The 17,484-nt window shown below is 64.0% G+C and carries 16 protein-coding genes; 10 read left to right on the plus strand and 6 right to left on the minus strand.

What is annotated here, in order from left to right:
• Positions 1 to 91 precede the first annotated feature (91 nt).
• The 6 genes from AC1ECK_RS10365 (at position 92) to AC1ECK_RS10390 (ending at position 6,860) form a co-directional block, all read left to right on the plus strand.
• Positions 92 to 1,846 carry a type II and III secretion system protein family protein gene (locus AC1ECK_RS10365; protein WP_480318567.1) on the plus strand — a complete coding sequence of 585 codons (1,755 nt, stop codon included), beginning with the start codon at positions 92 to 94 and terminating at the stop codon, positions 1,844 to 1,846.
• 21 nt (positions 1,847 to 1,867) lie between these two features.
• Positions 1,868 to 2,182, plus strand: coding sequence for a hypothetical protein (locus AC1ECK_RS10370; RefSeq protein ID WP_480318569.1), 315 nt, complete (start codon positions 1,868 to 1,870; stop codon positions 2,180 to 2,182).
• A 26-nt stretch (positions 2,183 to 2,208) separates the two neighbouring features.
• Positions 2,209 to 3,423 (plus strand): CpaE/TadZ family protein, encoded by a 1,215-nt coding sequence (locus AC1ECK_RS10375; RefSeq protein ID WP_480318571.1) that lies wholly within the window; start codon positions 2,209 to 2,211, stop codon positions 3,421 to 3,423.
• A gap of 13 nt (positions 3,424 to 3,436) precedes the next feature.
• Positions 3,437 to 4,804 carry a TadA family conjugal transfer-associated ATPase gene (locus AC1ECK_RS10380; protein ID WP_480318573.1) on the plus strand — a complete coding sequence of 456 codons (1,368 nt, stop codon included), beginning with the start codon at positions 3,437 to 3,439 and terminating at the stop codon, positions 4,802 to 4,804.
• 49 nt (positions 4,805 to 4,853) lie between these two features.
• Positions 4,854 to 5,831 carry a type II secretion system F family protein gene (locus AC1ECK_RS10385; protein WP_480318575.1) on the plus strand — a complete coding sequence of 326 codons (978 nt, stop codon included), beginning with the start codon at positions 4,854 to 4,856 and terminating at the stop codon, positions 5,829 to 5,831.
• A gap of 63 nt (positions 5,832 to 5,894) precedes the next feature.
• Positions 5,895 to 6,860, plus strand: coding sequence for a type II secretion system F family protein (locus AC1ECK_RS10390; protein ID WP_480318577.1), 966 nt, complete (start codon positions 5,895 to 5,897; stop codon positions 6,858 to 6,860).
• Positions 6,861 to 6,917: 57 nt separating this feature from the next.
• Here AC1ECK_RS10390 and AC1ECK_RS10395 read toward each other — a convergent pair whose 3' ends face one another.
• Together AC1ECK_RS10395 and AC1ECK_RS10400 are read right to left on the minus strand one after the other, a co-directional pair.
• Positions 6,918 to 8,267: a hypothetical protein gene (locus AC1ECK_RS10395; protein WP_480318579.1), complete on the minus strand. Its 1,350-nt coding sequence runs from the start codon at positions 8,265 to 8,267 to the stop codon at positions 6,918 to 6,920.
• 67 nt (positions 8,268 to 8,334) lie between these two features.
• Positions 8,335 to 9,333, minus strand: a complete 999-nt coding sequence (locus AC1ECK_RS10400) for a glycosyltransferase family 9 protein (RefSeq protein WP_480318581.1) — start codon at positions 9,331 to 9,333, stop codon at positions 8,335 to 8,337.
• Between the two features lie 336 nt (positions 9,334 to 9,669).
• On the opposite strand from AC1ECK_RS10400, the gene AC1ECK_RS10405 reads away from it, so the two are divergent.
• Positions 9,670 to 10,005, plus strand: a complete 336-nt coding sequence (locus tag AC1ECK_RS10405) for a transposase (RefSeq protein ID WP_480318583.1) — start codon at positions 9,670 to 9,672, stop codon at positions 10,003 to 10,005.
• A gap of 126 nt (positions 10,006 to 10,131) precedes the next feature.
• On the opposite strand, the gene AC1ECK_RS10410 is transcribed toward AC1ECK_RS10405, so the two are convergent.
• Positions 10,132 to 10,518, minus strand: coding sequence for a hypothetical protein (locus tag AC1ECK_RS10410; RefSeq protein ID WP_480318585.1), 387 nt, complete (start codon positions 10,516 to 10,518; stop codon positions 10,132 to 10,134).
• Between the two features lie 182 nt (positions 10,519 to 10,700).
• Between AC1ECK_RS10410 and AC1ECK_RS10415 the strand changes: the two genes are divergently transcribed.
• Complete coding sequence (locus AC1ECK_RS10415; RefSeq protein ID WP_480318587.1) at positions 10,701 to 11,735, plus strand: Crp/Fnr family transcriptional regulator; 1,035 nt, start codon at positions 10,701 to 10,703, stop codon at positions 11,733 to 11,735.
• Between the two features lie 130 nt (positions 11,736 to 11,865).
• Here AC1ECK_RS10415 and AC1ECK_RS10420 read toward each other — a convergent pair whose 3' ends face one another.
• Both AC1ECK_RS10420 and AC1ECK_RS10425 read right to left on the minus strand, forming a co-directional pair.
• Entirely contained in the window at positions 11,866 to 12,192 is a 327-nt protein-coding gene (locus AC1ECK_RS10420; protein ID WP_480318589.1) for a hypothetical protein, read from the minus strand.
• A 411-nt stretch (positions 12,193 to 12,603) separates the two neighbouring features.
• Complete coding sequence (locus tag AC1ECK_RS10425) at positions 12,604 to 13,170, minus strand: GNAT family N-acetyltransferase (protein WP_480318591.1); 567 nt, start codon at positions 13,168 to 13,170, stop codon at positions 12,604 to 12,606.
• Positions 13,171 to 13,418: 248 nt separating this feature from the next.
• On the opposite strand from AC1ECK_RS10425, the gene AC1ECK_RS10430 reads away from it, so the two are divergent.
• A complete protein-coding gene (locus AC1ECK_RS10430; protein ID WP_480318593.1) occupies positions 13,419 to 13,616 on the plus strand; it encodes a DUF3311 domain-containing protein in 198 nt (65 codons plus the stop codon).
• Complete coding sequence (mctP, locus tag AC1ECK_RS10435; protein WP_480318595.1) at positions 13,613 to 15,088, plus strand: monocarboxylate uptake permease MctP; 1,476 nt, start codon at positions 13,613 to 13,615, stop codon at positions 15,086 to 15,088. The genes AC1ECK_RS10430 and mctP overlap by 4 nt, the downstream gene beginning before the upstream one ends.
• Before the next feature lie 171 nt (positions 15,089 to 15,259).
• Here mctP and AC1ECK_RS10440 read toward each other — a convergent pair whose 3' ends face one another.
• A complete protein-coding gene (locus AC1ECK_RS10440) occupies positions 15,260 to 17,446 on the minus strand; it encodes a prolyl oligopeptidase family serine peptidase (protein ID WP_480318597.1) in 2,187 nt (728 codons plus the stop codon).
• Positions 17,447 to 17,484: the final 38 nt, after the last annotated feature.

A 17,484-nucleotide genomic window follows, 5' to 3' on the forward strand; every position in this document is an offset into this window, starting at 1 on the left:
GACCACCCGGCCATGGCGCTGCACACGATACCCAGACCCACACCAGACAACGAACGCGATCTACAGGATCCAGCAACGGGGGCACCACAACATGACTACGAAACCTGATTTCCCGTCCGGCCCGGCGCCGCGACGCACGAAGGCGAGCTGCGCGGTATGGGTCGCGTGGCTAGGCACCGGCCTGCTGCTCGGCCAGATCGCACTCGCTCAGACCGCACTCGCGCAGCACGCTCCGGACAACGGCACACCCGCCAGGGCAAGCGCCAGCGCTGCCGTGCCGATGGGCCGCGAGCCGCTGCAGATGACCATCAGCATGGCGCCCGCATCCGGCAGCGCCGCCGCTGCTGCGGCCGCAGTGCCCACCGGACCGCTGCACGGCCCCAACTGCACCGGCTCGGTTCGCGGCGAAAGCACCGTGTTCGTGCCGGTCGGCAAATCCACCCTCGTGCCGGTCGACGAACCCGTGCGCAACCGCACGCTCGGCAACCCCGCCATCGCCCAGGCCACCATGGTCTCGCCGCAAACGCTCTACGTGCTGGGCGAATCGGTCGGCACCACCAACATGATCGTGCAGGGCCGCAGCGGCGCATGCCAGATCATCGACGTCGTCGTCAATGTGGACTCGGGCGGCCTGCAGGCATCGCTTGCGCAACTGATGCCCGAAGAACGCGGCATTCGTGTCTCCACCGCCGCCGACAACCTCGTGCTGGCGGGGCATGTGTCGAGCGCTCAGGCGGCCGCGGAAGCAGTCGAAATCGCCACCGTCTACAGCAGTCACACCAGCGCGGACGGCGCCGCCAAGGGTGGCGGCGTGCTCAACATGATGAGCGTGGATTCGCCGCAGCAGGTCATGCTCGAAGTGAAAGTGGCGGAAGTCGACAAGACGCTGATGAACCAGTTGGGCGCGTCGGTGAACATCCAGGGCGGCTTCGGGTCGTGGACCGGCGCGCTGGTGAGCAGCCTGCTCGCGGGCGTCTCGAGCGGCATCGCGGTCAACAAGAGCAACAAGCTGCCGTTCCAGGTCTCGGTCGACGCACAGAAGACCGACGACCTCGTGAAGATCCTCGCCGAACCGAACCTGGTGACGATCAGCGGCCAGGAGGCCACCTTCCTCGCCGGCGGCGAAGTGTTCATTCCGGTGCCGCAAAGCAGCAGCACGAGCACGACCTCGATCGTGCTGCAACAGGAAGACTTCGGGGTAGGCCTCAAATTCACCCCAACGGTGCTGGGCAACGGCCGCATCAACCTGAAGGTCGCCCCGGAAGTGTCGGAACTCTCGCCGACCGGCGTCACGCTCAGCGCGACCAACGTGGGCTCGACGATCCTGCCGCTCATCACCACGCGGCGGGCGTCCACTACCGTGCAGATGAACGACGGCGAAAGCTTCGCGATCGGCGGGCTGATCAGCAACAACGTCACCGGCGCGCTCAAGGCGCTGCCGGGAATCGGCGAGATACCCGTGCTCGGCGCGCTGTTTCGCAGCACCTCGTTCCAGCAGAACCGCACGGAGCTGGTGTTCATCATCACGCCGCACCTCGTCCGGCCGCAGCGCACCGCCAACGTGCCGCTGCCCACCGACAGCTTCACGCAACCGAAGGACGTCGACATCTATGCGACCGGCGACATGGAAGGCCGCGGGGGTGCGCCCAGGTCAGGGACGGGCACGCCTGCGACTGGCAACCCGGCGACGCCTGCAGCAGCGCCTGGTCCGGTTGCGGCGCCTGTGCCGGCACCAGCTCCCGCACCGCAAGTGCCGCTGAGCACAAGCGAGGCGCTGCCCAACCCGCACGACGCCCAGCAGGACCTTGCCAACGCGAGCAGCGCCCACAGCGCGCTCGACCATTGATGTGATGAACAGGGGAATCTCATGAAACTCGCAACCCTTCTCTTCGCGGCGCGCGCCGCACTGAGCGTCACGGCGTTCATCGCACTCGGCGGCTGCATGTCCAGCTCGCCGATCTGGGATGCGCATTTCGGCGAGGCCGAAAGAACCGCCATGCAGGCGCAGATCATCGATCCGCAGGCGGCCCAGCATGCGCACTCGGTTGACGGCATCGACGGCAAAGCCGCCGCCTCGGCGATGACCCAGTACGACAAGTCGTTCACCCAGCCCGTTGTCACCGTCAACCCGTTCGTGATCGGCGTGAGCACCGGCGGCGGCAGTGGCGGCAGCGGTCAATAACCCTCGACAGCGGGGCGCAGACGATCATGATCGACATTCTCATCACCTCGAAAAACGCGACGCGCCTGTCTCAGGTCGTGCACGTGCTCGCCGAATGCGGCGACTACCGCACCACCCGCACGACCGATATCCCGTCGCTGCTGCTGGAGCGCGGCGACAGTCTCGACGCCTTCGATGTGCTGCTCGTCGACGCCGCCTCGAGCGAGGAGGCAGAGTTGCCGGTGGTGGCGCAGTTGTGCCAGAAGCACAAGCGCCTCTCCTGCATCCTGCTGACGCCGGACGGGTCGCCGCAAAGCCTGATCGCGGCGATGCGCGCGGGCTTTCGCGACGTGCTCAACTGGCCGCTCGAGCGCCGCGCGCTCGCCGATGCGCTAGCGCGCCTAGAAGCCCAGTGCCTGCAGACTCACACGCACACCACCGAAATCGTCTCGTTCATCTCGTGCAAGGGCGGCGTCGGCACCAGCTTCATTGCCGCCAACGTGGCGGACACGATCGCCGACAAGCAGAAAAAACGCGTGCTGATGATCGACCTCAACCAGCTCTTCGCCGACGCCGCGTTCCTCGTGACGAACGAAACACCGCCGTCGACGCTGCCGCAACTGTGCTCGCAGATCGAGCGCATGGACCATGCGTTCTTCGACGCCAGCGTGCTGCACGTCAGCGACACCTTCCATATCCTGGCCGGCGCCGGCGATCCGGTGAAGGCGGCCGAGATCAAGGAAGAGCGGCTCGAATGGATTCTCGGCGTCGCCGCGCCGCGCTACGACTTCGTGATCTTCGACCTGGGCCAGACGCTCAATCCGATCTCGATGCTCGCGCTCGATCGCAGCAACCAGATCCACATCGTGCTGCAGGCGAGCATGCCGCACGTGCGCGCCGGCCGCCGCCTGCAGGAAATTCTCGGCTCGCTCGGCTATCCCGCCGAGCGCACGCGGTTGCTGCTCAATCGCTATGCGCGTCACGAAGAACGCGCCCGCGCGGCAATGGAGCAGGTGCTCGGCATGCGCCCGTATCAGGTGATACCGGAAGATGCCGCCGCGGTCGCCGAGGCGATCAACCAGGGCTTGCCGATCTCGAAGACGGGTCATAAGAGCGGCGCATCGCGCAGCTTGCAGACGCTCGCCGCCAACATCGCCGCCCGGACCGGTGCGTCCGGACCCGCGCGCGCCAAGGGCGAGTCGCTGTTCGCCAGGATGCTCGGCCGTCCGGCGGCGCCGAAACTTGAAATGCACTTGGACTAACAGGGGAAACATCATGTCGCTTCGTGAGCAGATCTCAGCCCAACGCGTGCAGCCCTTCTTCGAGCGCTCCGAGGCGGGCGGCACGCCGGGCGCGATGGTGCGGGCGGCCTACCAGAAGCTCAAACGCGAGATCCATCTGGCGGTGCTGGAACGCGTCGAACTCGAACGGCTGTCGCGCCTGCCGCCCGACCAGGTGCGCCAGGAAATCGCCGCGCTGATCGGACGGATCCTCGACGATCAGAAGGCGCCGGCCAACGATCTCGAACGCAAGCAGCTCGTGATCGATGTGCACGACGAAATGTTCGGCTTCGGTCCGCTCGAACTGCTGCTGCGCGACCCGACCGTCTCCGACATTCTGGTCAACACGTACCAGCATACCTATGTCGAACGCAAGGGACGTCTGGAGCGCACCGAGGTGACGTTCTACGACGACGCCCACCTGATGAAGGTGATCGAAAAAATCGTCTCGCGGGTCGGCCGGCGCATCGACGAATCGTGCCCGATGGTCGACGCACGCCTGCCCGACGGTTCGCGCGTCAACGCGATCATCCCGCCGTCGGCCATCGACGGGCCGCTGCTGTCGATCCGGCGCTTCGCGGTCAATCCGCTGCAGGTGTCCGACCTGATCGAACTGCAGACGCTCACGCCGCCGATGGCGGAAGTGCTCGACGGCCTCGCGCGCGCCAAGATCAACATCCTCATCTCGGGCGGCACCGGCAGCGGCAAGACCACGCTGCTGAACATCCTGTCGGGCTTCATTCCGGCCAGCGAACGTATCGTCACGATCGAAGACGCCGCCGAGCTGCAACTGCGCCAGGAACACGTGCTGCGCCTCGAAACCCGGCCGCCCAATATCGAAGGGCGCGGTGAAATCACGCAGCGCACGCTGGTGCGCAACGCGCTGCGCATGCGCCCCGACCGGATCATTCTCGGCGAAGTGCGCGGCGACGAAGCACTCGACATGCTCAATGCCATGAACACGGGCCACGAAGGTTCGCTTGCGACGATTCACGCGAACACGCCGCGCGACGCGCTCACACGCCTCGAAAACATGATCAGCCTGGGCGGTCTGTCGCTGCCGACCAGGACGATGCGTCAGCAGATTTCCTCGGCGATCTCGGTCATCGTGCAGGCCACGCGCCTGACCGACGGCCGCCGCAAGATCGTCAGCATCTCCGAGCTGACCGGCATGGAGGGCGACATGATCAACATGCAGGAGATCTTCACCTTCCGGCGCGCCGGCGTCGATTCGGACGGCAACGTGCGCGGCCACTTCTGCGCGACCGGGGTGCGGCCGAAGTTCGCGGAGCGCCTGCAGGCGTTCGGCGTCGCGCTGCCCGAGCGCGTCTATGACCCGACGCGTCAGTTCGAAACCGCCTGAACCGCGCGGGCGGTTCGCCCGCCCGCAACCTTAGTCTCTGGAGACTGGCATGGCCCCAATCTTCTATGCAGCCATCGTGCTTCTGTTCGCCGCTGTCGTGCTGTCGGTCGAAGGCGTGTACGAATGGTGGAACAGCCGTCACGGCCCCGCGGCCCGGCGGGTCGAATCGCGTATCCGCGCGGTCTCGGCCGGTGGCCAACTCGACAGCAAGCGCTTCACGATCCTCAAGGAGCGCCTGCTGAGCGAATCGTCGCTGCTCGGCAAAGGCTTGCTGTATCTGCCGCGCGTGCACGCAATCGACCTGTTTCTGCAGCAGTCCGGCATGTCGTGGACCGTGGCGCGCCTGTTAGGCACCTGCGCAGTCATGCCGCCGCTCGCGCTGGCGCTCCTGCTGTTCGCGCGCCTGCCGCTCTTGCCCTTGCTCGCCGCAGCCCTGCCGAGCGCCGTTCTGCCGCTGCTGTACGTGCGCTATCGCCGTGCGCGGCGCCTGCGCAAACTCGACCGCCAGTTTCCGGACGTGTGCGACATGCTGGCCCGCGCGCTGCGTTCAGGACATGCGTTCAGCGGCGCGCTCGACATGGTGGGCACCGAGTTCGCCGAGCCGATGAGCGGCGAATTCCGCATCACGTTCGACGAGATCAACTACGGCATCTCGCTCAACGAGGCGCTGATGAATCTCGCCACCCGTGTGCCGATTCGCGACTTGCGCTATCTGGTAATCGCCGTGCTGATCCAGCGCGAGACCGGCGGCAATCTCGCCGAGCTGCTCGACGACATTGCCTCGTTGATCCGCGAGCGCTTCAAGCTGTTCGACAAGGTTCGCGTGCTGTCGGCCGAGGGGAAGATGTCCGCGTGGATCCTGGGACTGTTGCCGTTCGGCACCGCCGCCGTGATGGTGACGATCAATCCCGGCTTCCTCGACGTGCTGTGGCAGGACCCGGACGGCCTGAAACTGCTCTGGACCGTGCTCAGCTCGATGATGTTCGGCGTGTTCTGGATGCGCCGCATCGTCAAGATGCGCGTGTAACGCCGCGCCATCCCTACTCGCCGTCAATATCGCACTGCTCAACATTGATAATAAGAGGTTGCCATGCAAACGCCAGATACGATGCACCTGCTGATCCTGCTAGGCGTATTCGCCATTGTGTTCGCCACGGCGTTCGGCGCGATGCATGCGTTTGCGCCGCGCGACATGCGTCAGCGGATCGAGCAGGCGGGCGGCGTCAATGCGGCGCCTGCGGCGGTCCCGCAAGGCGAGCAGAACGGCAGTGAGTGGCTCGAAAAGCTCGCCGACATCTCGCGGCCGATCTCCCGGCTGTCGATCCCGAAGGAAGGCTGGGAACGCTCGTCGCTGCGCGTGCGCCTGATGAACGCGGGCTGGCGCTCGCCGGGCGCGGCGCCCATTTACTTCGCCGCAAAGACCGCGCTGGCCATCTTCATGCCGCTCACCGCGCTGCTGTGGCTGCTGCACACCCCGGCCGCGCGGGACACCTACGAACTCTCGCTGGTGCTGGTTACGTTGGGCGGCATCGGCTACTACCTGCCGAACGTGGTACTGGGACGCCGGATCGCGTGGCGCAAGCGCAAGCTGTTCGAAGACTTTCCCGATGCGCTCGATCTGCTGACCGTGTGCGTCGAAGCGGGGCTGAGTCTCGATGCGGCGCTGCTGAAGGTATCAGGCGAAATCCGCATCAGCAGCCCAGTGGTCGCGAGCGAACTGGACCTGATGCTGCTCGAGATGCGCTCGGGTTTCACCAAGGACAAGGCGCTGCGCAATTTCTCCTTGCGCACCGGCGTCGACGATATCGACTCGTTCTGCACGCTGCTGATCCAGGCCGACCGCTTCGGCACCAGCATTGGCGATTCGCTGCGCGTGCTGTCCGACACGCTGCGCACGCAGCGGCGCATGCGGGCCGAAGAACAGGCCGCGAAGATCGGACTGAAGCTGTTGTTTCCGCTGATGTTCTGCATTTTTCCGGCGCTGCTGGTGGTGCTGCTTGGGCCGGCCTTCATTCATATCTACCGGGTCCTGCTGCCTGGCATGGCGGGGGCGTGAGGACACGGCGGGTCTATAAGACGGAATCGTCAGAGCATGACTGGGTGGTTTGGCGGGTCAGCGGCGTGGCTCAGCCATCGGCTGCGCTTTCTGAGCCTTGCCCGCAGACAGCCTCGCGCCGCGGCGAGCGCGGCGGAACAGTTTCGGGGCGCGCAGCGTGCGAACCCGCGTCATCAGGCGCCACAGCGGCGAACCGTGGACGCGCGCCAGTTCGTCCTTAACCTCGGCCAGCGCGGCCCGCGTCGCTGCCAGCTCGGCATGTAGAACCGCGTCGATGCCCTCGCCGTCGATCAGCGCCACATCCACCATCCGTGCAGCGCGGCCGGCCGGGACCTGCGGCTGCGGCCAGTTCGCCGCGTCGCCGAACGCCATCACCTGGGTGGCCTGCGCCAGCTTGCTGGTCCACAGCACCAGGGCGTCCGGCTCGACGCCACCGCCGGCCGCGAGCGTACGCGCCACCCGCAGCGCTTCGAGGTGCACCTGCAAGCCCTCCAGCGGCGCGAAACCATAGTGGCGTTCAGCGGCGGCTTCGCGGTGCGCGCTGCCGAACGAAGGACGCAGACCGGTCAGTTCGTGGATCCAACGCTCGGCGCCTTCGAGATACGCTGGAGAATGGCGCGCCAGATCGCAGTCGAACAGGGCGTCGGCATGGGTTGCCGCGTCCCGGAGCGTCAGCAGCCAGTGCGCCAGAAACGCCCGGTACGCTTGCAACGGCGGGATCGTCGCGACGTGCGCCTTGTAGAACGTCAGGTACGACTCCAGCATCTGCGCCCCGGCGCCTGCGTCCGCGAGCGGCGCCGGCAATGCGACCTGCAACGCCTCCATCGTCTGCTGGACCAGCGGCACATGGCGGTTCATCGCCAGCACCACGAACGGTACAGCAACAAAATGCGCATTCCGGTGTGCCGCAAACAGTTGCCAGCAGGACTGCCATTGCGAAATCGGGTTTTTCTCGACCACGATATGCACGGCATCCGGAAAGGTGGCGCGAAACCACGCCAGCCGCCCGAGCGAGCGGCAGAATTTCAGCACGGGCACGCGGTCTTGCCGGTGCGCGGCGTCCAGCAAGCCGCGCAGGTAGCGCTCAAGGCGGTCGGCGGCCGGCGGCGCGTGACTGTCGAAGCGGTCGATCGAAAACTCCGCCTCATAGCCGGCAATACCGCCCACGCCTGGTTCGAGCATGTGAGCAAATTCGGCGAAGTACGGCGCTTCGAGCGCCGGGTGACCGGAGCGCCAACTGTCGGCGGTGCTGCTCGCGAGCTTGAGCGGATCGATCGTCGCCAGCATTTCGTGCAACGGCTCGTAGTAGGCGGCGACCTCGTCGAGCTTGCGAAAGCACGACCATAGCCATGTCCCCGCCGTCCTGTAGCCGGTGTGGAGAAAGACGGCCTGGCGTTTTGAATTCATGGAAGCGGCACAAGAATGAATGAAGGACGCGTGCAGCGCCGCACCCACCAGGTGTTCGGCGCGGATCTCATGCGAAGTGCAAGGTGGTGCGCAGTTGCTCGAACGCGCGGGAGACCTGCCTGACGGACAACATGTACTTCCAGTAGCGCTCTTTGAGGAACCCGGTTGGCAGATAGGTGCTGCCGATCAGCACTTGCCCCGCGCCCCAGCCGGGCCGCCAGGTGTGGGCCAACCCGCGGCGCATGAACAGCGACAGCGTCGGAATATCCAGGCTCGACGCCAGATGGCCGATACCGGAATCGTTGCCGATGAACCAGCCCGACTCGAAGATCCACGAGGCCACGTTATCGAGGGAACCGAGATCGGGCAGTGCAAGCCCGAGACGTTCGATGTGAAGCCAGTCGGCTCGCTCCTGCGGAGCGACGACGAACTCCGGACTGAAGCCCAGTTCGCGCAGCTTCAGGGCAAGCCGGATGAAGCGAGAGGCCAGCCAGCATTTGTCGGCCGTGCTGGCGGTGGGGTGAATCGCTACGCGCAACGGGTATTTGCGGTGCTGCAGGCCGGCCGGCGCGGTCATGCCGTTGCTCTTGTGTACGCTCGCGAGGCCCAGGTCGTTGCGGCAGAAGCGGGCCAGTCGGTCTGCCATCGACTCCGGTGAGCGGGCCCGGCACAGGTGATCGAGAAATATCACGCGCGGATGGCAGTGTTCGAGGCCGACGAACGGCTTGTTCCGATGCATCTGCAGCACGTAGTCGAAGCCGGACAGCCTCGGTGTAAGATCGGCAGGCGCCGGGACGCCGGCTGTTGTGAAGTCGACCGCCGGATGGATGGCCCCCGGGTGACCGGCCCCCGGATCGCCGGCCGCCGGACGGCCGGCCCCCAGATCATCCTGCGTATCGATACCCGGAAACCAGTCGCGCAGGGAGCGGATCTGCCGACCGAATACGGTGACCTCGATGCCATGATGCCGAAGATTTCGCGCGACCGTCATCATCAGCAGCGAATCACCGATTGCTGGCGAAAGAATCAGCGCTACGCGGGAAATTGGCTGAACGGCCGGCCACATGGGTCAATCCGGATGACGCGCCTACTGATGGGAGAACGCTTGCCCGTCCGGAACCCAACGACTGCGCTCCGAACCAGCAGCAGTCTAGAACCGGTGCGTATTATTAGAGTTACAGGTTCGTTTACAGACGTTTACTGAATGCAAACGTTTTCAGCCTGGTGAACGGTTGCGCATGCATCGCCATGGTGCACATTGAGTTCATCCATGCCGTCAAATTCACTTGACTGCGCAGCCGTCTCACTGAAAGAATGAAGCGGCCTGATGAGAGTAAGGCGAACTGCGCAACACCCGCGCAGTCATTCAGTAATATTAATTATATTGTTGCGGGAAGATCTTATGGCTATGCCGGCTCCAGACGGCGCATCTGCCGTATCATTTTGGTCCACGCTACCTGAACCAGTGCGCCTCTCGGATCACGAGTGGTTTCGCATCCAGCACCTCTTTTCGAATCACGATATCAAGCGCGGACGCCCTCGCCGCCCCGATCGCGAGATTCTCGACGCCATCCTGTGGGTCGAGGCGAACGGCAACAAATGGCACCGGCTGCCCTGCACCTATCCTCCCGCCCAGACCTGCTACGCGAAATACGTCGCCTGGCGGCGCGACGGGCTGCTCGCGCGGGTCAAAGACCTGCTCGCGGGCGCGCTCGACGATGCGCAAAGGTGTGCTTGATGCGCGTCTTCGGCGTAGCTCGAAAGCGCGCTTGCCGCGCGAAGCGAGCCGCCTCGTTTGCTACGGAATCCCTATCAAATACGATATAACCGGCAGGCGAGCACCGCTGCGGTGCTGCTTTTCAAACTATTGCGCTGCGCGCTCGCCCGAATCCCCGCTTCTTTCCACGGCGGCCGGCTCGCGCGCCGCATGGCTGACGGACGAACCGCCTGCCGCCGCGCCCGGGAAAACGACGCCGATGATCTGCTGGAGTTTCAGCACGCAACCACATGCCTCTCCGGGCGCATTCGCCTCCATCGTTTCCAGCAGATTGACGAACGTGGAGAGGAACGCATCGGCGACCGGCGTTTCACGGGAATGCTCGCGCAGATACGCGATGTAGCCGAACAGCAGCTTGATGAACTCAATTTGCTGGACCGCAAATTGTTCATCGTCCAGAGGGCCGGAAGCGGCGACAATCGGTTCGCGCGTATGCAGCGCGATGGGTAGGCGAATAAAAGAAGTTCCGCTCATATAGCAGGCCTCGTCAGCATAGGGGCCAGTGGAAATGGATCGGCCTGCGAACGCCCCGCTAGAGATGCGCAGCTATGCTATAAATGTCGAATGAATTTGACAAATTCAGGCAGTTTTTGATTCTTTCATTCAGCCCAATGGTCGTCAAGTGAATTTGACACCGTTTTTAGCTATCGATCACAATGAATGATTGGAACGCCCTATTCGACGAAGTCAAGACGAAGGGCCGGTTCGGTAGCGACGCCCAACTGGCAGACAGCCTCGGTCTGACCCGGGCACAGATTTCGGCGTGGCGCACGGGCAAGAGCGATCTGGGAACGCTCACCAAACTCAAGCTGCTCGACGTACTCGGCCAGGCCGATATGCGCGCGGCCGTCCTGAGCCTGCTGCCGGAAAAAAGCCGCGATGAGCAGATTGCGCAGCATCTGCTGCTCGCCGAGCGGGTCGCCCGAGGGGCGAGCCTGGCCGAGCAGGGAGAGGATGCGTGCGTAGAGTCTGAGGCGCAACCGCCTTCAGCGGCGGACAACCGGCTGCTCGCAGCCTTGCCCGCAGTCGACCGGGCCCGTCTGGCTCCCCACCTTGTGCCGGTTTCCCTGCCCTTGGGACATGTGGTCTATGAGGCGGGTGACCTGCTGAGCCATCTCTATCTGCCCACCACGGCGGTCCTGTCGATGTTGCGCGTCCTCGAGGATGGCGCGTCGGCCGAAATCGCGGTGATCGGCAAAGAAGGCCTGCTCGGCATTGCCATGTTCATGGGTGGCGACACCGTGCCGAGCCGCGCGATCGTCCAAAGCGCTGGCCGCGCCTACCGGCTCGACAGCGAAGTGGTGCGCGAGGAATTCGCCCGCGGTGGCGCGGTCCAGCGCCTGTTCCTGAGCTACATCCACACGCTGCTTACGCAGATTGCGCAGACCGCTGTCTGTAGCCGCCACCATTCAGTCGCGCAGCAGCTTTGCCGCTGGCTGCTGCTGATCCTCGACCAGATCGACTCGAACGAGGTTCATGTGATGCAGGAGTCGATCGCGAACCTGCTGGGGATGCGACGAGCCAGCATCGCCGAAGTCATCCGCGATCTGCAACGTGCTGCCGTCATCCGATACCGCAGGGGCGTGATCGAAGTACTCGACCGGGCGCCGCTCGAGCGCCACGCCTGCGAATGCTATGGCATCGTCAGACGTGACTGCGACCGCCTGTTTAGCCGTTTTCTGATGGGTTGAGAGGCGGGTTGAAAAGCGCGCGGCACGAAGGGGAAAGGTCCGCGGCCGCAGAACGCGACGTGTGCACGCCGCCGTGTGCACGTCGCCTCGAACGGCAGGGAGGGGAAACGCTGGCGGAACCGCAGGAGGGTCAAGCGTCGCCGGTGCCCAGCAGGTCGCCATGCTTGACGACCTCGGCAATCCAGCTATTCAGCTCGTGGCGCTCCATATCCAGCAGAAGCTCGGGCAAACCCGGCGCATCCGCTGCGCCCAACACGTTGTGCAACGCGAGGAACGCCTTGGTTTGCGAATACATGACGTGAGCGAGGCGCTTGCGCGCTTCGGGATGCGCCACACCGACCGCATGCGTATCGATGATCGCGTGCGACAACTTTTCGCTGACATAGCTCAGCGGCACACCCTGGCGGACTTCGCGAGAGACGTACGCTGGACCGTTGGACGGCAGGTTCAAGCTCACATCCAATCCTCAAATGATTGCAGACACATCGAGTTCGCTTTATATGCATGCCTAATTACATGCGCATGTCATTCGGTACGGCCCGGGATACAGTCAGGCGCAGTTTCTTACGCTTTGCAAACAGGAAGCGCAACAAGAGCGCAAAGTACAGTGCCGCTAAGCACGCATCGTAAACTCAATGACCCCGACGATCTGTGGATCGTTCGTCTATATTTGTGTCGTTTTGTCACCGACTTAAGCTCGCCTTAAGGTTGCCTCGTTGGGACATGCCACAGGCCTGTGTTGCCCAATTATTCTGCCTGTTTAAACGCAGCGCCGATACCCTCTTGCACCCTGATTCCGCACACGGCACGAAGCTCGGTTTATGCGGGCAATAAATAGCCCGATGGCGCTCCGCCCTTGTCAGACCAGTCAGCGGGTTCGCGCATAGACGCGCGTGTTGCGAAGCTGTCCGTCCGGCGCAATCCGCTCATTGCAAAGCGTGCCCTCGTGAGCCATGCCGAGCCGCTCGCACAGGCGCCAGGCGGGTTCGTTGAGATCGTCGGTGAACGCCTCTACGCGGCGCGCGCCGAGCGACGCGAAGGCGAATCCCAACAGCGCCTCGACAGCCTCGCTGATCAAGCCCTGACCGAGATACGGCGTGCGGCCCCACCATCCCGCTTCGAAAGCGGGAACCGCCCAGCGCGGATGGTGGATGCCCCCGCAGCCGACCACCGTCTGCGTGCCGCGCAACAGCATAAGGAACGGGAAGTCGCGGCGCGCCGCAAAATTCGTGAAGCCGGTGCGCGCAAACGCTTCCGAACCCTCGACCGATGGCTCGTAGACCGCCCACGGCAGCGAGGCCGGAAACTGCCTCAGTTCAGCCAGCGAGTCGACCACAGCTTCGAAAACCGCCTGACCGTCGCCCGGCCGCGGACTACGGAGCGTCAGACGCTCGGTGTGGAAGCTGTCCGGCACATCGAGAAGAATCGGTTGCATCTGTTGTTTGACGAGTTCAGGTAGCGAGACAAGCGGCAAGGATCACGCGATTGATCCGGCGAATATACCGGCTCAATGCCCCGGCACGCCAGCACCGCCATCCCGGCGCCGTTGCCCGGCTACGAGCATCGCCCGAAAAATTCCTGGATAATGCGCGCTGACGCCGCCGATACAGACGCATGACAAGTCCCGCGGCGGCGCGACAGCACCCGACGCTCCGTTCCAACACACACAATCTAGGGGATCTCTTGGAAACTACCGCTCCAGCCGGCCGTTCCTGGCTATGGCTCATCTTGCTGATTCCGTATATCGCGCTGCTCTGGCTGCCGTTCTATAACGACACGCGTCCGTCGTTCGCCGGCTTTCCGTTCTTCTACTGGTATCAGTTCCTGTGGGTGCCGCTCACCTCCCTGCTGATCTACATTGTGTACCGGGGTCTCAAATGAGCGACGCGATTCCAGTCAACCCGGTCGCGATGGCGATTTTCATTTTCTTCTTCCTGCTGGTCACCGTAGTGGGTTTCTTCGCCGCACGCTGGAAGCGCGGCGACCTCACGCAGTTGCACGAGTGGGGTCTCGGTGGCCGGCAGTTCGGCGTGATCATCTCGTGGTTCCTCGTGGGTGGCGACTTCTACACCGCCTATACCGTGATCGCGGTGCCGGCGCTGGTGTATTCGGTGGGCGCGTATGGCTTCTTCGCGCTGCCTTATACGATCATCGTCTATCCGTTCGTGTTTGCCGTGATGCCGAAGCTGTGGCAGATCGCACATGCCAAAAATCACATTACGGCAGCCGACTATGTGAAGGGCGAGTACGGCGGCAAATGGTTCCCGGGCGCGGTGGCGCTGACCGGCATCGTCGCGACCATGCCGTATATCGCGCTGCAACTGGTAGGCATGCAGGTGGTCATCAAGGGGCTGGGTGTAAGCGGCGAACTGCCGCTGGTCGTCGCCTTCGTGATCCTCGCGCTCTACACCTACACGAGCGGCCTGCGCGCGCCGGCGATGATCGCCTTCGTCAAGGACATCATGATCTACATTGTCGTGATCGCGGCAATCTGGCTGATTCCATCAAAACTTGGCGGCTATGGCCAGGTGTTCGATGTGGCCGATCATTACTTCAAGGCAAAGGGCGGCGCAACCGGCATCATTCTGAAGCCGACGCAGTTCACGGCGTATGCGTCGCTGGCACTCGGCTCGGCGCTGGCGGCGTTCATGTATCCGCACACGATGACGGCGGTGTTGTCGTCGTCCTCCGCTGCGACGGTGCGCAAGAACGCGATCTTCCTGCCGGCGTACACGTTGCTGCTGGGCCTGATCGCGCTGCTCGGCTATATGGCGATTGCAGCCGGCGTGCATGTGAAGTCGGCTTCCGACGTCGTGCCGGCGCTGTTCGGTACGCTGTTCCCGTCGTGGTTCGTCGGCTTTGCCGCGGCGGCGATTGCGATCAGCGCGCTGGTGCCGGCGGCCATCATGTCGATCGGCGCGGCCAATCTGTTCACACGCAATCTGTGGCGTCCGATCGTCTCGCCGGACATGTCGTCGAGCGCGGAAGCCTCGACGGCGAAAATCGCCTCGCTGGTGGTGAAGTTCGGCGCGCTGCTGTTTATCGTGTTCCTGCCCACGCAGTATGCGATCGATCTTCAGTTGCTTGGCGGCGTGTGGATTCTGCAGATTTTCCCGGCCATCGTGTTCTCGCTGTACACGCGGCGCCTGAATACGCCGGGGCTGTTCCTCGGCTGGCTGGTGGGGATCGTGCTGGGGTCCGGGCTGGCGATTTCGCAAGGCCTGAAGCCGGTGTTCGCGGTGCATCTGGGCGATGCGACCTATCCGCTGTATATCGGCCTGATCGCGCTGGCGGCGAATATTGTCGTGACGTTCGTGGTGTCGGTGGTGACGCCCAGGCGCGCGAGCGTTTAACGTCCGTTTGGGCGGGTGCCTGCCACCCGCCTGATATCTACTTCAGAACTGCCCGAGACCTTCTCGACACCGAACCGGCCCGCGCAAAGCGGGCCCGTCCGGATTTAGCCTGAAGCGACGTTGCAGGTTGCCCTCCAGCTTCTCCCGCAGGGCAACCCCGTCACCTCCCGCTCAATGCGTCTGCTGGAACCCCGGCTCGCCCATCTGCCAGAGTGCGAACGCCCACTCGTCGGCCAGCATGTTGGCGCGCTGCGACATGCTCGAACCCATCCCGTGGCCCGCGTCGAAGTCGATGCGCAATAGCACCGGACGCCCGCTGCTGGTGGCCGACTGCATCCGCGCCGCCATCTTCAGCATATGCCATGACGAGACACGCGGATCGTTCGCACCGGTCGTGAAGATAATCGCCGGGTAAGGCATGTCGTCGTGGATATGCGCATAGGCACTCATCGCATAGAGACCATGAAAACCGGCCTCATCCGACGACGAACCCATTTCCGGCACGTTCGGCGGCCCGTTCGGCTCCGTTTCGAAGCGCAAGGCATCGGACAGGCCCACGTCGTCCATCACCACCCGGAACAGGCCCGGGTTGATCTCCATCGCGCCGCCCATCACGATGCCGCCGGCGCTGGCGCTGTTCGCCGCCAGATACTTCGACTGCGTGTAGTGCTGATCGATCATGTACTGCGCGCTGGCGTTGAAGTCGAGCATCGTATTGATCTTGGTGAGCTTCTGACCCGCACGGTGCCAGGCGTCGCCGTACTCGCCGCCGCCGCGCATATGCGACACCACGATGATGCCGCCGTGATCGAGCCACGCGTTCCATTGCGGACGGTACACCGGGTCCATCGACACGCCATAGCTGCCGTAGCCGAACACGATGGTCGGATGCGAGCCGTCGCGCTTGATGCCCTTCTGCGCGATGATCGACACCGGAACGCGCGTGCCGTCATAACTGGTGGCGAACTCGTCGTGCGCCTCGATATCGCCGGACTCCGTCTTCGACGGCGGAATCAGGCCGGTGTCGCTCGCCACCTTGGTCTTCGGGTCGTAGGCGAATTCACGCGGCGCCTTCACCCAGCCCTGCATGCCGAACATCACACCCGGCTGGCGCGGGTCCGTCGTCAAGCTGTCCACCGTGCCCGCGAACGGCAGATCGACCGTCTGTGTTTCCTTGCCGTCGAACGAGACCTGCTTCAACTGGAAGCTCGCCCCTGCGCGCTCGCTGATGTACATCGCATCGCTGCCCAAAGCGAAGGCGTCGATCACGTTCGGGCCTTCGGGCACGACCACGTCGGCATGCGCGAGATCGGGATGCGCGGCCGGCATCGAGAGAATCTGGAAGTGTGCAGCGCCCTTCTCCGACAGCAGATACAGCCGGTCGCCATGTAGACGCACGTCGGTCACGCCGTCTTCGGTCGCGGCAATCTTTTGCCAGGGCGTGTCGGCGCCATGGATCTGATCGAGTCGCGCGACGTAGAAGATGTTGGGATTGTTGTCCATGTTGTGATTCACCACCGCCACGGCGTACGGCGAATCGGGCGACAGCAGCACATAGGTGCCCTGGCCTTCGGCCACATCGAGCTTCGGCGACACACCGTGGCCGAACACGGCCTCGTCGCCGTCGCCGCTGGTGTTCTCGCCGAGCACGTGGAGGTACGTCGCGGCGTTGTACAGCATCTTCGACGGCGGCGTGTCGGGGCCGGGCTTCGGATAGCGCAGATAGAAGAACGAGCGGTTGTCGTTGCGCCAGGAGACGACGCAGTCCTCCGCGCGGTCGATGGTCTCGGCCAGATCGCTGCCGCTCTGCAGATCGATCACATGCAGCACGCTCTTTTCCGAGCCGCCTTCGGAGATACCGTAGGCCACATAACGGCCGTCCCCCGACGGCGAGAACCAGTCGAGCGCGAAGTGATGCGCGCTGTCTTTGGCAAGCTTGGCCGGGTCGACCAGAATGTGTTCCTCGCCATTGAAGCCGTCGCGATAAGCGAGCTTGGGCAGATTGGCGCCCGGCTCCCGCACTTCGTAGAAGAGCCGGTCGCCGCGGCGTTCGAACCCGTCGCGATGCAGATCGCCGCCCATCAGGCCTTCGATTTTCTGCGCCAACTCGGTGCGGCCGGGAATGGTGTCGAGCACCTTGCGGGTATAGGCGGCCTGATCTTTCATCCAGGTCTGGACTTCCGGATCCTTCAGGTTCTCCATGTAACGGTAGTTGTCGACTACCGGCGTACCGAAGTAGGTATCCGTCACCGGGCGCACCGGCGCCACCGGTTGCCCTTGCATCGCCTGCGCCGCAGCGGAGGCGGCAAGCAAGGCAGCGGCGAACGTTACGGCAAGGAAAGACTGGGTTGGTTTCATTCGAGCTTCCAAAGGAACGAGGCGCCGCAAGATTACCG

The organism is Paraburkholderia sp. SSBN10T (genome assembly GCF_056619545.1).